Origin of the sequence: Corallococcus sp. AS-1-12, assembly GCF_020036995.1 — a bacterium.
Lineage (GTDB): Bacteria > Myxococcota > Myxococcia > Myxococcales > Myxococcaceae > Corallococcus.
Genome location: NZ_JAIQDD010000009.1, coordinates 18,581 through 34,087, shown reverse-complemented (window position 1 = coordinate 34,087; position 15,507 = coordinate 18,581). Strand labels below are relative to the sequence as shown.

Sequence of the window (15,507 nt, the reverse complement as noted above, 5' to 3'; positions counted from 1 at the left end):
CCTTCCGCCGCGTCAGGCGGCGTCCGCCTCGCCCAGGCCCGCGCGGAACAGCCGCTGATACGGCGCGCAGCGCGCGAGCAGCTCCGCGTGCGGCCCCTGGCCCACCAGCCGCCCTCCCGCGAGCATCCACACCTCGTCGGCCAGGGGCGCGTTGGCCAGCCGGTGCGTGATGAACAGCACCGTCTGGCCGCGCTCCCGGGCCCTCGCGAGCAGCGCCCGCACGATGGCGGACTCCGTCTCCACGTCGAGCTGCGAGGTGGCCTCGTCCAACAACAACACCGGCGCGTCGCGCAGCACCGCCCGGGCCAGCGCCAGCCGCTGCCGCTGGCCGCCGGAGAGGCTCGCGCCCGCCTCGGCCACCGGCGTGTCGAAGCCCTGCGGCAGCGCGGCCAGGACGGGCTCCAGCGCGCACAGCCGCACGGCCTGCCGCAGGTCCTCCTCGCTCACGCCGGTGAGCCCCAGGGTGAGGTTGTCGCGCACGGTGCCGTGGTACAGCTCCACGTCCTGCCACACCACCGCGAGCTGCCGGCGCAGGTCGGACAGCTCCAGCGTCCGCGCGTCCTGTCCGTCGAACAGCACGCGCCCCCGGCCCGGCTCCTCCAGCCGCGTCAGCATCCGCGCGAGCGTCGTCTTCCCTGAGCCGCTGGAGCCGACGATGGTCACCACCGCGCCGGGGCGGATGCGCGCGCTCACCTCGCGCAGCACGTCCTGCCCGGGCAGGTAACCGAAGGACACGTCCTCCAGCTCCACGCCGCCGGAGAGCCGCCGCGCCGGCGGAGCCGGCAGGGTCAGCGAGCGGGCCGGGTCCTGCTCCGGCGTCTCGTGCAGGTACTCGAAGAAGCGGCGCAGGTGGACCCCGCGCTGCTGCAGGCCGGTGACGAAGGCGATGGTCTCGATGACCGGCCCGCGCAGGTACGCGGCATACGCCACGAAGGCCACGAAGCCGCCCAGCGTCAGCTTGCCCTGGAGGATGAGCCGCCAGCCCAGCCAGGTGAAGAGCGCCGTCTGCGCGGCCTCCACCGTGCGCTCGAACAGCCGCAGCAGCCCCTCCACCCCGTGGGCCTTGAGGTGCGCCCGCAGCACGGAGCGCATGAGCCCCGCCGCGCGCTGGTACACGAACGGCTCCAGCGCCAGCACCTTCGTCGTGCGGCTCTGCCGCAGCGTCTCCACCTGGAGCGCCTGGAGGGCGCCGTGCACGCCCATCACCTCCTGCCACGCGAGCCCCATGGCGCGGCCGATGACGAGCGGCACCGCCACCACGATGGGCAGCGTGGCCACGGCCGCCAGCGCCAGTTGCCAATGGAGCGAAGCCAGGGTGAAGGGGATGACGACCAGGAAGGTGAGCTGGGAGAAGACCAGCCGGATCAACCCCAGCACCAGCGCCATGCCCGCCTTCGCGTCGTCGAAGCGGCTGGTGAGCTCCCCCACCTGCCGCCGGGAGAAGAAGCGGTCCGGCAGGTGCTGCAGGTGGTTGAAGAGGTAGAGCGCGGCGGAGCCCTCCAGCTTCACCGTGAGGTAGGAGGAGTAGTAGCCGAACAGCGACTCCGCGAGCGCCGCCGCCACCGACGCGGCGAGGATGCTCAGCACCAGCACTTGCAACAGCCCCAGGTCCCGCGGGGACGACACGTGGTCGAACAACAGCCGCGTGAGGAAGGGCGGGATGAGCAGGAGCCCGGTGATGACCGGGCCGAGCAGCGCGCTCCTCGCGAGCGAGCCCCACGCGGGACGCAGGAGCCGCAGCATCGCGGCGAGATACCGCGCCGACTGCCGCAGCCCGGGGGCCCCTTCTGTCCGCATCGCGCCGCCCGCTTCCATCACAGGTGCGTGAGCACGCTCCGCGCCAGCGCGTCCACTTCCTCCGGGATGGCGTGGACGCGCAGGCCGGTGTGCTGCTCCATCTTCCGCCGCGCCTCCTCCAGGACCTCGTCCCGGACGCCCAGGAACCACGTCTCCGTCCAGCGGCTGCCCAGGAGCTTGCGCCCGCCCATCATCGCCAGCCCCACCACCGTGCAGGGCACCTGGTGCTCGCGGGCCAGCGACTCCACGTACTCGCGCGTCGCGATGACGTCCTCGGACTTCGTGTCCACCGCCACGGTCAGCACCACCAGGCGCGGCAGGAACGTCTCGTAGATGTGCGTGGAGGCGTTGGCCCGGCGGTCCTGGCCCTGCGGCACGTAGAGCAGGCCGTTCTGCCCGCCGGTGATGACCAGGTCGCAGTCCTTCGCCAGGTCCGCCATGAGCCGCCGCTCGAACGCCAGCCGCTGCGGGCCCTCCACGCGCAGCACGCGCGAGTAGCCCGTGTCCGAGCCCAGCAGGATGCCCGTGGGCTCCGTGGCGTGGTGGCGCACGCGCACGTGCTTCGCCAGCGCCTCGCGCAGGTAGACCTGCGTGGTGAACTTGCCCTGCACCGTGTCCGTGCCGAAGACGCCCAGCAGGTTGCGCGGCCCGTAGTCCGCCAGGGCCGGCTTCGCGAGCGCGTCCTGCTCCGGCACCGCCACGCGGAAGAAGAGCCGAGGGTCCGGCTCCAGCCCGTCGAAGAGGTCGTAATAGAGGATGTCGTCGTACAGCGACACCACCGGCAGCAGCCTGCGCGTGGCCACCTCCAGCAGCGCGCGGACGTGCGGCACCTCCGTCTCGAAGTTGAGCGAGCAGGTGAACACGACCGCGTCGAAGTCATGGCGCGCGATGGCCGCCGGGTCGTTCACCACGGGCACGGACAGCTCCCCCGCCTGGATGTACTCGCCCGCGTCGCTGAGCGTCACCGTGTCGTCGAAGACGACGCACGCCGGGGCCGGGCTCCGGTCGCGGAAGCGCAGGAGCGCGTAGCCCTCCTTGTTGTACTTGAAGACGGCGGTCCGCTTGCCCGCGAGCACCTCCATCACCTGCGCGCGCGTGTACAGGTGGCGGCTGCGCAGCGTGGGGTTCAGCTTGAGGGGCAGCCGCTGGTCGCCCTCCCAGATTTCACCCAGCTTCTGGTACAGCACCTCCGGGTCGTACTTGGGATAGGTGCGGGTGTCCGGCGCGATGAGCAGCGGCACGCCGTAGTCCGGCATCTGGAAGACGTGCTCGGCCTCTCCGCCCTCCACGCGCAGCGCGTAGCGGCCCTGCGGGTGCAGGAGGAAGTACTGGAACGCGACGCGCAGTCCCGCGACCTCCAGCACCTCCGCGTCGAGCGTCAGCTCCCGGCGCGCCCCGGTGTTCACGCCCTCCAGCGACAGCCGGCGCAGGAGGAACGGCGGCTGCTCCTGACCGCCGGCCTGGCTCACGTGGATGAGCACGCACTTGAAGGGGTCCACCGGGAAGGACGTGAGCAGCTCCGGCGAGAAGTCCTTCAGCCGCGACACGACCTGCTCGTAGCGCGCGAGGAACAGGGAGCGCGCCCGGTCCCGCTGCGTCGGATCCGGAATCATGAACAGCAGGTCGCTGCCGCTGAAGACCTCGAAGCGGCGCCACGTCTCGCGCGTCTCCGCGTCCACCGGCTCCGGGAGCTGCGCCTCCACCAGCTTGATGAGCGCGTACATCCACGCGTTGCCCGGCGTCAGCCAGTGCTCGCTGTAGAAGTCGCGCCCCCACGTCGAATAGTAGAGCCGGGGCAGCGACGGCGGCTCGGGCGGCGGCGGGGAGGCCTGGACTTCGACGGGCGCGGCGGGCTGCATGACGCCCTCCAGCCACTCGATGCCTTCGTGCCACCAGTGGCCGAACAGCTCCGTGTCGAACGCGAGCACGAACGTCCGCCCGTCCTGCACGAGCGCGCGGCGCGAGTCCAGCAGCTCCCAGAACTCGCGCACGTGCTGCTTCACCTGGGCGCGGGCGGCCTCCACGTCGTAGAGCGCCTTCTGGCCCAGGTCGACCTTCTGGCCCGTCACCGCCTGGTACTTCAGGCCCGTCCACACGTGCCCCCGCTTGTTCGCGGGCACGGGCACGCCCAGCTCCTCGAAGTACTCGGGCCGCAGGTCGAAGCCCACGTCCCGGAAGAACTCGCGGTACACCGGGTGCGCGGGGAACGTGGATTCGGGCGACTTCCACAGGTGCAGCCCGATGCGGTAGTCGTGGACCAGCACCTCCAGGCCCTCGTGGCGGAACACGCCGCTGGGGTCCTGGGGCTGGGACGCGCCAATGCCCGTCAGGCTGAGCGCGGTGCGGCGGATGCCATGGCGCGTGAGCACGCGCTCCAGTCCCGGCTGGAAGGCGCACTCGGGCAGCCAGAGGCCGTCCGGCTCGCCGCCGAAGACGTCCTGGAAGGACTCCACGCCCCGCGCCACCAGCCGGTCCGCGACGGCGGGCTGGAAGAAGGGCAGGAAGTTGTGCTGCGGCGTGGAGGTCCAGAGCTGCACGTTGGACGGCCGATGGCGCCCCAGCGCGGCGAACACGTCCCGCAGGCTGTGCTGCTGGAGGAACGCGAGGCTGTCCTCCACGCGCCGCAGGTACATGCCCGCGGTGCGGTGCACCCGCGCGAGCGCCTCGTCCGAAAGGGCCTGGGGGTACTTCTCGTAGCGGTTGTAGAGCTCCAGCCGCGACGTGCGCTCCAGCTCGCGCGTGGCGATGCGCTTCAGCAACTGGAGATAGCCGGTGTAGCGCTCCTCGCAGGCGACGAGCTGCTCGAAGAGGCACGGGGTGAAGGACATCACCAGCGTGCCGGCGAAGCGCTGGGAGTCCCAGCGCTCCAGCATCCGGAACAGCGGGATGTACGTCTCCGTCAGCGCTTCGAAGAGCCAGTTCTCCGGCTCATCGAAGAGGGGCCCCTCGCCCAACACCTGCGGCATGTGGGTGTTGAGGATCAGGGTGAGGCGCGTGTTCATGAGGGGACCGCGAGACGGGGGAGGCGGGGGAGACGCGGGCCGCTAGCAGCCGAACGTGGAGCGGTCCTCGGCGGTGACGGTGCCGCCGTCCTCGCAGGTCCACTGGTACGTCCAGGAGTTCTGCCAGACGGCGCCGCCACCGAAGGAGGGCACCATCGTCCAGGTGGCCCCGGCGAAGGTGGAGGTGCCGAAGCCCTGGACATCCGGGCTGCCCTGCACCGCGTTCAGCAGGTCACTGACGTTCTTGCGCGTGTAACGCATGGGAGTGCTCCGGGGGGGGCGTGGGAAGACCGCGAAGCGGGGCGCTAGTAGCAGCCGATCTGCGCCGCGTCCTCGAACGTCACCTGGCCGCCGTCCTCGCAGATCCGGTGATTCGGGTTGTAGATGTCCTGGAGGATGTTGCCGCCCGCGGACGGGGTGATGTTGTACGTGTAGCCGCCGATGGTGGACGTCCAGAAGCCCATCACGTCGGGGTTGCCCTGCACGGTGCCAAGCAGCTCGGAGATGTTCTTGCGGGTGTACCGCATGGTGGGGACTCCAGGGGATGAGGGGGAGATCAGCGGAGCCCTGAATCCTAGGAAGGGACGGAGGAGCCGGCAAGCCAGGGGAGGGTGGGGTGCCTGGAAGTGTCAGGAAAGACGCGTGGATTTGTGTTTCACGGTCTCACCGGACCCACCGCTCGACGCCGGGGCGGCTCCCCACCCCGGCGCCGGCCCTGCCTACTCCCGCGCCTCGGTGAGCCCTGGCGGGCAACTGAAGGAGGCCGGCACGGACCACAGTTGGCCTACGTCGGCGTCGGTGAGGGCGGTGAAGAAGACGCGGCTGCCCACGCGGGTGAACGCGCCCGGAAACTGGATGTCCGCCAGCCGGCCCTGCGTCGCCACGGAGCCCCGGGTGAAGTAGGGGAAGACGGGCCCGAGCGGATCCGGCGCGCCGCCGAACAGGACCTGCCCCGTGCCGGTGGCGAACAGCGGGTAGCGGTACCCGTACTCCACACTGGGGTTGTCGAAGAGCTGGCGGGTCCCCGCGGCCGTCCCGTTCGTCACCCACAGCGAGATGTCCCTGGACACGGGCGCGTCGCTGCCAATGCTCATGAAGAAGTAGATGGCGCCGCCGGAGACCACGGCCGACCGCACCGCGGGGTACGCGTACTCGTCGGAGCCGTAGGGGTTGGGCAGGGTGGTGATTCCCGTCTTGCCATCGCCAGCCAGGGAGAGCCGGTCGATGCGCAGCCGCTTCGTCACCGGGTTGTCCACGGACGTCACGTAGACATACGGGCCCAGCGTCCCGAGCAGGTGCACCCGCCTGCCGAAGGCGTCCAGGCGGACGGTGCCCGCGGCGGTGCCGTTCGTCTTCCACACCTCGGAGTCGGGGCCGTCCTCCAGGATGAACAACGGCTGCTCACCCGGGCGGCTCACCCCCGACAGGTAGGCGTTCCCCGCGTCCAGCCGTTTGACGGAGGTGGTCCCGGCGTGCGTGCCGTCGGTGCGCCACATCGTGGTGCCCGTGTCCTCGGAGAAGAAGAAGAGCAGCGCGTTGCCGACCTTCAACGTGTCGTTGCCCAGCCCCGTGAGCCCGCCGAAGTCCCTCACCCGCAGCGTGCCAGCCGCCGTCCCGTCGGACCGCCACAGCTCCGGCCGGGCCCCGTCTCCCGGCACCGGCACCCAGCGGAAGAACACCAGGCGCCCGTTGAGCTCCGTGGCGTTGGTCATCACGGTGCCTTCCGCGCCGGGGGTGATGTCCTTGACCAGCCGGGTCCCCCCCGTCGTCCCGTCGCTGCTCCACAGCTCCATGCCGGTGGCGTCGGTGCGGGCCTGGAAGAAGAGCCGGTTGCCCACCGCGACCAGGTTCTGGGGCTGATAGACGCCGGGCGGCCCCGGAAACGTCTTCAGCGGGAAGGTCCCCGCCTCCGTGCCGTCGCTGCGCCACAGGAGCGAACCGGTGTCGAAGGCGGAGGTGACGAAGTAGAGCGTCCCCTGGACGTGGGTGAGCTCCCCCATGAAGCCCGCGGAGCCCAGGGGCATGATGGTCGCCACCCGGGCCGCCACCCCTGGAGGGCACGCCTGGGCCGTCACCTCGCGGGCGCCGTCCTCCACCGCCTCCGGCAATCCCCCACAGCCCAACACCCCTGCCAGTCCCAACCACAGCAGGGCACACCCATTCCTTGCATGCATGTCCACACCTCCCGGTCCACGACGCTCGGAGGGTGGGACGCGAGGAGGTGTCCTCCAAGAGGCACCCCGAGGGGGGTGAGAGTGTCGTGGGACGGGGGCGGGAGCGCCCGTTCGTCCTCAGGGCTGCCGGCGAGGCAGTCCGAGGAGATAGGTGATGGTCATTCCGTTGGCGCGGTGGACGCCGCTGTGCCAGCGGTAGCCGTGGGTGTCGAGCCCCTCGGTCAGCTCCTCCAGGTCCTCCGGCGTGTAGGTCCGCAGCGACGACACCACGCCATCCCAGAGGATGAGCAGGGGGATGATGGGAATGAGGTACGTGAAGACCAGCCGCCACCCGGAGCGCGGGCGGATGAGCGGCGTGAAGCCCCAGACCAGGGGGATGATGAGCAGGAGTTGGAAGAGGACGTACAGCAGCGAGCGCTGCGTGAGCTCGAAGGCGGCGATGGGCACGCCGCGCGTGGCGGCGTCCGCGAGGAGGGCCTTCGCCTGCTTCGGGCGGAAGTGGTGCAGTCCCTCGAAGAGGGTGCGCAGCCCCGTGAGCTCCTCCGGGACGCGCATCACGTCGACCGGCGCGTCGTGGTACCGCGCGCCCTCGGGCAGCTCCAGCGCCGGGGTGGGGTGGAGGTCGGTGAGCACCACCTCCGCCTCGCCATGCACGCGGCGCAGCGCCGGCAGCAGGGTGCGCCAGGGGCCTCCCGTTCCCGAGCACAGGTCGATGACGCGGTTCGTGCCGGACATGCGCAGCAGCTCCGCCAACTGGGGGACCACGCTGTCGTAGGGGCGCGTCTTGTCGAGCACGACGTGCAGGTAGTCGACCTCGCCGCGGCGCAGCGGCGCGGGCAGCCACGACTGGTCGAGGAACTCGAAGAGGTGGAGCCGGGGGAGCAGTCTCATCGCCCGGAGGATAGCGCCTCCGCGGACCTTATTTGCTCACCGCGATGGACTTGCGGAAGAGCGCCAGGCTGTAGACGAAGAACCCCAGGCCCACCGCGCTCACCATCAGGAACTGGCGCCAGACGGCCCACAGCCCTCCGCCGCGGTAGATGATGACCTGGGAGAAGCTGACGAAGTGCCGGGCCGGCAGCAGGTACGTGAGGGCCTGAAGCCACTTCGGCTGGCTCTCCACGGGCGTGCTCCCGCCTGAGAGCAGCATCAGCATCAGGACCACCAGGATGATGAGCAGCGCGAACTGCGCCATCGAGCGGGAGATGGTCCCCAGGAAGATGCCGAGCGCCGTGGCGAAGAACAGGTAGAGCACCACGCCCACGAACCACAGCGCCACCGAGCCGGCGAACGGCACCTCCAGCACCAGGTTCACGACGAAGAACAGCGAAGCCCCGGTCGCGACGAGGATGACCAGGCCGTTGGCCCAGACCTTCGCCATGGCGATCTCGAACGAGGTCAGCGGCATCACGAGCAGGTGCTCCAGCGTCCCGTGCTCGCGCTCCCGGATGACCGCCGCGCCGGTGAGGACGACCGTCAGCAGGGTGATTTGGTTGATGATGGCCACCACGCTCTTGAACCAGGACGACACCCCGTTGGGGTTGAAGAGCTTGCGGATGACCAGGTTGACGGGCTTCGGCCCCGTCTCCTCCGTGCGCTTGAGGAAGGAGGAGATGCGGTCGTTGAGGATGTTCTTGATGTAGCCGGAGCCGATGCCCGCCTGCTGCATGGCGGTCGCGTCGATGTTCACCTGCACGTCCGGGTTGCGCCCCGCGCGCAGGTCGTGCTCGAAGCGGGGCGGAATCACCACGACGAACATGAACCGGCCCCGGTCCATGTCCGGCTGGATGTCATCCGCGGTGATGACCTCCGGCGACTTGAAGCGGGGCGGATAGAACGCGTTGAGCAGCTCCTTGGACAACGCGGACCCGTCCTCGTCCACGAAGGCGATGGAGGCGTTGTTCACCTCGCTGGAGGTCCCCGTGGCCTGGACGTAGATGGCCAGGGTGAACGCATACACGACGAACACGACCAGCACCGCGTCGCTGAGCAGGCTGCGGATCTCCTTGAGCCCGAGCCACAGGATGTTCAGCAGCGAGTTCACTGCTATTTCTCCTGCTTTCTCAGGCCGAGGACGCTGACGGCCAGGAGGAGGGGGACGCACACGGCCAGGAAGGCGACGTCCCTCAGGATGAGGCCCGCGCCCAGCCCCTTGGTGAAGGCGCCCAGGCTGGCGTGCATGTAGTAGGTGGCCGGCCAGATGGAGCCGACGAGCCTGGCTCCACCCTGGAGCGTGGACACCGGCTGCAACAGGCCGGAGAACTGGATGGTCGGCACGATGGTCAGGATGGCCGTGACGAAGACGGCCGCCACCTGGCTGCCGGTGAAGGTGGACGTCACCATCCCAATGCCTGTCGTCGCCGTGACGTAGAACAGCGCGCAGACCACCAGCGTCAGGAAGCTGCCTTTAATCGGGACGCTGAAGACGACCAGCGACAGCGCGGTCAGGATGAAGAAGTTGGCCATGCCGATGGCGACGTAGGGCAACTGCTTTCCGAGCAGGTACTCCAGCCGCCCCGTGGGCGTGACGTAGAAGTTGATGATGGACCCCAGCTCCTTCTCCCGCACGATGCTCACCGTCATGAGGATGGCCGGGATGAGCAGCAGCAGCAGCGCGGGGACGCTCGGCACGATGGAGTAGATGCTTTCGAAGGTGGGGTTGTAGACGTAGCGCTCCTCGATGTTGGCCGTGGACTTCCGCGCGCTGGCGGAGTGGAAGCCGCTCGCGGGATCCTGGAGCATCCGGCTGTGGACCCCCTGGACGTACTGCGCGACGGTGTCGCCACGGAAGGTCATGGCGCCGTCCACCTGCGCCAGCACCTCGGGGCCGGAGCCCCGGCGGAGGTCCAGGCCGAAGCGCGGCGGAATCTCCAGCACCACCGAGACGTCGTCTGACTGGAGCCGGCGGAGCGCCTCGACCGAGGACGTGGCGGGCGGAGTCGGGGCGAAGTAGGGCTTCGCCGCGCTGAACTGCTCCAGGTACGCGCGGCTCTCCGGGGACTGGTCCAGGTCCAGCGCGGCATAGCGGATGTTCTCGACGTCGGTCGTGATGCCGAAGCCGAAGACGAGCATCAGCACCGCCGAGCCGATGAAGGCGAACGCCAGCCGGACCTTGTCGCGGAGGATTTGGCTGGTCTCGTTGGAGGCATACGCGAGCAGCCGGCCCAGCCCCAGCCGGAGGCCGGCCCGGTCCGTCCGGGGCCCGGCCTGGGCCTGGGGCGTCGCGGCTCCGGGCGCGGGGGCGGCGGGCGTGTCCTTGCCCTCGGCGCGCGCCTTCTCGGCGATGGCGTCCTCCATGTAGCCGATGAAGGCGGTCTCCAGGCTGTCCGCGTTCCGCGCCTCGATGAGCTTCTGGGGGCTGTCCGCCGCCAGCACCTTGCCCGCGTTCATGAGGGAGATGCGGTCGCAGCGCATGCCCTCGTTCATGAAGTGCGTGGTCACGAAGATGGTGACGCCCTGCTTGCGCGACAGGTCGATCAACAGCTCCCAGAAGCTGTCCCGGGCCACCGGGTCGACTCCCGACGTGGGCTCGTCCAGGATGAGGATCTGCGGCCCGTGCAGCACGGCGACGGCCAGGGAGAGCCGCTGGCGCAGGCCCATGGGCAGGTCCCCGGCCAGCGCCTCCAGGTGCGCGCCCAGCCCGAACCGCTCGACCAGCTCCTCGATGCGCGCCTTCGCCTTGTCCGGGGGCAGGTGGTAGAGCCGGGCGTGCAGCACCAGGTTCTGCTGCACGCTCAGCTCGCCGTAGAGCGAGAACGCCTGCGTCATGTAGCCCAGGTTCTTGCGCACCTCCATGCTGCCCGCGTCCACGGAGCTGCCGAAGAGCTTCGCCGTGCCCTCCGTGGGAGGCAGCAGGCCGGTCAGCATCTTCATGGTCGTGGACTTGCCGCAGCCGTTGGAGCCCAGGAAGCCGAAGATCTCTCCCCGCTCGATGGACAGGGTGACGTGGTCCACGGCGGTGAAGGTCCCGAAGCGGCGGGTCAGCCCGTGCGCCTCGATGGCCAGCTCCGCGTTGCCCTGCGCGCGGGGCGGGATGATGATCTCCTTGTGGCCCCGGCGCTTCTCCTCGGGCAGGAGCGCGATGAAGCACTTCTCCAGGTCCTGGGTGCCCGTGCGCTCCATCAGCTCCGCGGGGGACCCCGTGGCCAGCACGCGCCCCGCGTCCATGGCGACGATCCAGTCCCACTGCTGCGCCTCGTCCATGTAGGCCGTGGAGATGATGACGCTCATGCCGGGGCGCCCGGCGCGGATCTCGTCGATGAGGGTCCAGAACTGCCGCCGGGAGAGCGGATCCACACCGGTGGTGGGCTCGTCGAGGATGAGCAGGTCGGGGTCGTGCACCAGCGCGCCGCACAGCCCCACCTTCTGCTTCATGCCGCCGGAGAGCTTGCCGGCGGGGCGCTCGGCGAACCTCCCCAGGCCGGTGGCCGCGAGCAGCTCCGGGACGCGCACCTTGCGCTCCTCGGGGGACAGCCCGAAGAGCCGGGCCATGAAGTCCACGTTGTCGTAGACGCTGAGCTCCAGGTAGAGGTTCTTGCCCAGGCCCTGGGGCATGTACGCGATGCGCGGGCCCACCTGGCGCCGGTGCCGCGCGTCCGCGATGTCCCCGTCCAGCACCAGGACGCGTCCCTGCTGCATCTTCTTGGCGCCCGCGACCAGGGCCATCAGCGTGGACTTGCCCACGCCGTCCGGCCCCACGATGCCCACCCGGATGCCGCTGGGGACGTCGAGCGACAGGCCGTCGAGCGCGACGGCCTTGCCGTAGCGGTGGGTCACGCCCTGGATGGAGACCACGAGCCGGCTGGAGAGGCGGGCCGGCGGCCCTGGAGACGTGGATGAGACCATGGCGCGGCCCTCCCGGGTCTGTGGGCTAGCGGGGTTCGGATTCCGCCGTGACGACGTCGCGCAGCCGGGAGGGCCACTTCGCGGAGGGGTCCACCTTCACGTAGCCGACGCCGCGGATGCCGGTCTTGATGCGCTCGACGTAGCGGCTGGCCAGCTCCCGGGGGACCTGGAGCTTCAGGCGGAACACCAGCTTCTCCCGCTCGCTCTTCGTCTCCACCTGCTTGGGCGTGAACTGCGCCTCCGGCGATACGAAGGACACGTAGCCGGGGATGGAGCGGTCGGGCTCGAAGTCGACGGTGAGGCGCGCCTCGGAGCCAATCCTCACGCGGGCGGCCTCGCTCGCGGGCAGGAAGATCTCCATGTAGACGTCCTCCAGGTTCACGAGCGTGAGCGCCGGCCCGCCGGGAGACAGCACCTCGCCGGGCTCGGCGAGGCGGTAGAGGACCCGGCCCGTCACCGGGGACCGGAGCGTCGCGTCGGCGATGCGCGTTTGAATCGTCGCGGCGTTGGCCTTCGCGACCGCGATCTCCTCGCGCGAGGTCTTCAGCGTGGCCTCCGCCTCCGCCAGGCTGGCCCGGGTGGTCTCCAACTGGCTCGTCCGGACGTCCAGGTCCCGCTGCGAGCCGGCGCCTTTCGCCACCAGCCTCCGGGCGCGCTCCGCCTCGATGGTGGCGAGCTCGATTTCACTCTTCTGCCTGACGATGCCCGCCTCGGCCACCGCCAGCTTCTCCTGCGTGGCCGCGACGTTCGCGTTGGCCTCCGCCAGGCTGGACTCCAGCGTGGTGGTGTCCAGCCGCACCAGCACCTGCCCTGGCTTGACGAGGTCGCCTTCGTTGACGAGGACCTCCTTCACCCGCAGGGGCTCCTTCGCGGCGACATCCGCCAGCTTCGCCTCGATGCGGCCGTTGCCCGAGACGATTCCCTCCGGCAGCGCGGCCTTCTTCCCCTTCCAGTACCGGAAGCCGATGAACGCGAGCAGCGCGAGGGCGACGAGCCCGATGACCCACTTGGATTTCCCTTTCGGCTTCCAGGGCATGGCGGACCCTCTATGGCTTGACGGGCTGCGAGCCCGCCTTGGTTTCTTGCGTCCGCGGCTTGGACAGCATGTCGCCCCAGTGGGTCCGCTGCTCCATCTCGGCCTGCATCGGCTCGGGCACGATGGGCTGGTCGCGGCGGACCTCCCAGCCTCCGCCCAGCGCCTTGTAGAGGGCGACCAGGTTCGTGGCGATGGAGGAGCTCGTCTGGACCAGGTTGTTCTGCTGCTCCAGGAGCGAGCGCTGCGCGTCCAGCACGCGCTGGTAGTCCACGGCGCCCTCGCGGTACTGCACCACCGCGAGCTCCACCGACCGCTGCGCGGACTTCACCGCGGCCTGCTGGAAGGTCATGGCCTGCTGGGCGTGGATGAACCCCGTCAGGGCGTCCGCCACCTCCTGGGCCGCCTTGAGCACCGTGTTGCGGTAGTTGACCAGCAGTTGCTGGAACCGCGCGTCCTCGACACGCACCCCGTTCTTCAGGCGGCCGTAGTTGAGGAAGGGAAAGACGATGCGGGGGCCCACGGAATAGAAGAGGCTGCCCAGGGAGAAGAGGTTGCTGGAGGCCGCGGCGCTGGTGCTCGCCTGCAGCCCGATGGTCCCGAAGAGGGAGAAGCTCGGGTAGAGCTCCGCCTCCGCGATGCCAATCCGCGCGCACTGCGCGGCGGCGTACAGCTCCGCGCCGCGGACATCCGGGCGCCGCCGCAGGATCTCCGCCGGCATGCCAATGGCCACCGTCGCGGGCGCCACCGGGATCCGCTTGGGGCCCGCCAGCAGCGCCTCCACCTCGCCCGTGGGCTGGCCCAGGAGCGTGCTCAGCGCGTTGCGGGCCTGCTCCAGCCCTGCCTGCAGTTGGGGGATGGTGGCCCGGGTGCTCTCCAGCAGGGTGGAGGCCTGCGTCATGTCCAGCTCCGAGGTGGCGCCGTTGCTGAAGCGCGCCTCGGCGATCCGGAAGCCCTCCTCCTGGATCCGCGCGTTCTCCTGCGCCTGCTCGATGAGCACCTCGTACGTGCGGACCAGGACGTAGGTTCGCGCGACCTCCGCGGTGAGCGACACGAGCGAGGACTGGTAGTCCGCCACGGACGCGAGCAGGCCCGCGGTGCCCGACTCCACGCCCCGCCGGTACTTGCCCCAGAAGTCCAACTCCCACAGCGCGTCGAAGCCCAGTTGGTACTCCAGGAAGTGGCGGTCGATGGAGCCCAGGCCCTCCACGTCGAAGGGGTTGGCCGCGGCGGAGTTCTCACTGCGGCCCACCGCGGAGGCGCTGCCGCTGAAGGCCTGGACCTGCGGATACTGCCGGCCGGTGAGGATGGCCAACTGGGCGCGCGCCTCGACGATGCGCAGGCCTGCAATCTGGAGCGACAGGTTCTGCCGGGCGGCGAGCTCGACGAGCCGGTCGAGCGAGGGGTCGCCAAAGGACTTCCACCATTGGGTGTCGACCGCGTCCTGCGTCGACAGGCGTGGGTCGCCCTGGGTGCGCCACTCCCTGGCGACCGCGGCCTCCGGCCTCTTGAAGTCGGGACCGACCGCGCATCCGGAGAGCGCGGCGAGGACGCCGAGCAGCGGCACGGCGCCGGCGAAGGACGCGAACCCCGGCTTCATCCCATGCATGGCGTTGGCCGTCCCCCGCATCCGCGACATCTCGATGGGCGGCGAGGATCCGCACGAGCGCCGGCGCGCGGAAGTACGAGGTGCCCGGCTCTGCCCCACGGGGCAACCCCCGGTGTCCGCTGGCTCAAGACAGACACGGACCCGGGGACGGCGTGGCTGTCGGGTGGCCACCCTGCCCAATGGCACGCATTGCGTGCACCCGGGGGCCGCACAACCCTATGGCCATGGCACAGGACACCCACGCAGAGCCCCTGAAGCGCAAGGCGTATACGAAGGAGCTCCGCAAGCTCCAGGCCCAGCTCTGCCAGCTTCAGGACTGGGTCAAGCACACACAGATGCGCGTCATCGTGGTGTTCGAGGGCCGGGACGCCGCGGGGAAGGGCGGGACGATTCGCGCCATCACCGAGCGGGTGAGCCCCCGGGTGTTTCGCGTGGTGGCGCTGCCGGCGCCGTCGAGCCGGGAGAAGTCCCAGATGTACCTGCAGCGGTACGTGCCGCACTTCCCCGCGGGGGGAGAGATCGTGATCTTCGACCGCAGTTGGTACAACCGGGCCGGCGTCGAGCCCGTGATGGGCTTCTGCACTCCCGAGGAGCACGAGCGCTTCCTGCTGGGCTGCCCCGTCTTCGAGCAGTACATGGTCGACAGCGGAATCCTCCTGCTGAAGATCTGGCTGGAGGTTGGCAAGGAGGAGCAGGCGCGGCGGTTCGCGGCGCGCATCGACGACCCCTTGCGGCAGTGGAAGCTGAGCCCCATGGACATCAAGTCCTGGAAGCGCTGGTACGACTACTCCAGGGCGAGGGACCAGATGCTGGCCGCGACGGACACGCCCTTCGCGCCCTGGCACATCCTGCGGTCCGACAACAAGAAGAAGGCGCGGCTCAACTGCATCCGCTTCCTGCTGGAGCAGCTTCCCTACGAGAAGGTGAAGCGCGCCAAGGTGAAGCTGCCCCCCCGCTCCAGGCATGGCGAGTACGACGACGCCGCTTCGCTCAAGGGACGGAACTTCATCCCCGAGCGGTACTGAGCGCCGTGACGCGGTGAACCCT

General features: G+C 69.9%; 11 protein-coding genes. 1 reads left to right on the top strand and 10 read right to left on the bottom strand.

Translation table 11 applies throughout. The features are described 5' to 3' along the window. Window positions 1-12: 12 nt before the first annotated feature. From K8556_RS16925 to K8556_RS16880, 10 genes are all read right to left on the bottom strand, one after another. Window positions 13-1,797, bottom strand: coding sequence for an ABC transporter ATP-binding protein (locus tag K8556_RS16925; protein ID WP_223741117.1), 1,785 nt, complete (start codon window positions 1,795-1,797; stop codon window positions 13-15). A gap of 17 nt (window positions 1,798-1,814) precedes the next feature. Then, entirely contained in the window at window positions 1,815-4,799 is a 2,985-nt protein-coding gene (locus K8556_RS16920; protein WP_223741116.1) for a DUF1611 domain-containing protein, read from the bottom strand. A 42-nt stretch (window positions 4,800-4,841) separates the two neighbouring features. Beyond that, window positions 4,842-5,060, bottom strand: a complete 219-nt coding sequence (locus K8556_RS16915; RefSeq protein WP_223741115.1) for a hypothetical protein — start codon at window positions 5,058-5,060, stop codon at window positions 4,842-4,844. A gap of 44 nt (window positions 5,061-5,104) precedes the next feature. Next, the gene (locus K8556_RS16910) at window positions 5,105-5,326 is read right to left on the bottom strand and encodes a hypothetical protein (protein WP_223741114.1); all 222 of its coding nucleotides are present in this window, start codon (window positions 5,324-5,326) and stop codon (window positions 5,105-5,107) included. 192 nt (window positions 5,327-5,518) lie between these two features. Beyond that, a complete protein-coding gene (locus K8556_RS16905; RefSeq protein ID WP_223741113.1) occupies window positions 5,519-6,973 on the bottom strand; it encodes a hypothetical protein in 1,455 nt (484 codons plus the stop codon). Window positions 6,974-7,090: 117 nt separating this feature from the next. Further along, the gene (locus tag K8556_RS16900) at window positions 7,091-7,864 is read right to left on the bottom strand and encodes a hypothetical protein (protein WP_223741112.1); all 774 of its coding nucleotides are present in this window, start codon (window positions 7,862-7,864) and stop codon (window positions 7,091-7,093) included. Window positions 7,865-7,892: 28 nt separating this feature from the next. Then, window positions 7,893-9,017, bottom strand: coding sequence for an ABC transporter permease (locus tag K8556_RS16895; RefSeq protein WP_223741111.1), 1,125 nt, complete (start codon window positions 9,015-9,017; stop codon window positions 7,893-7,895). Window positions 9,018-9,019: 2 nt separating this feature from the next. Beyond that, on the bottom strand, window positions 9,020-11,818 hold the full coding sequence (gene rbbA / locus K8556_RS16890) for a ribosome-associated ATPase/putative transporter RbbA (protein WP_223741110.1): 2,799 nt from the start codon (window positions 11,816-11,818) through the stop codon (window positions 9,020-9,022). Window positions 11,819-11,843: 25 nt separating this feature from the next. After that, on the bottom strand, window positions 11,844-12,854 hold the full coding sequence (locus K8556_RS16885; protein ID WP_223741109.1) for an HlyD family secretion protein: 1,011 nt from the start codon (window positions 12,852-12,854) through the stop codon (window positions 11,844-11,846). Between the two features lie 10 nt (window positions 12,855-12,864). Continuing rightward, a complete protein-coding gene (locus tag K8556_RS16880) occupies window positions 12,865-14,460 on the bottom strand; it encodes an efflux transporter outer membrane subunit (RefSeq protein WP_223741108.1) in 1,596 nt (531 codons plus the stop codon). 224 nt (window positions 14,461-14,684) lie between these two features. Here K8556_RS16880 and ppk2 point away from each other — a divergent pair, with 224 nt between their 5' ends. Further along, complete coding sequence (ppk2, locus tag K8556_RS16875; RefSeq protein ID WP_223741107.1) at window positions 14,685-15,485, top strand: polyphosphate kinase 2; 801 nt, start codon at window positions 14,685-14,687, stop codon at window positions 15,483-15,485. Window positions 15,486-15,507 lie beyond the last annotated feature (22 nt).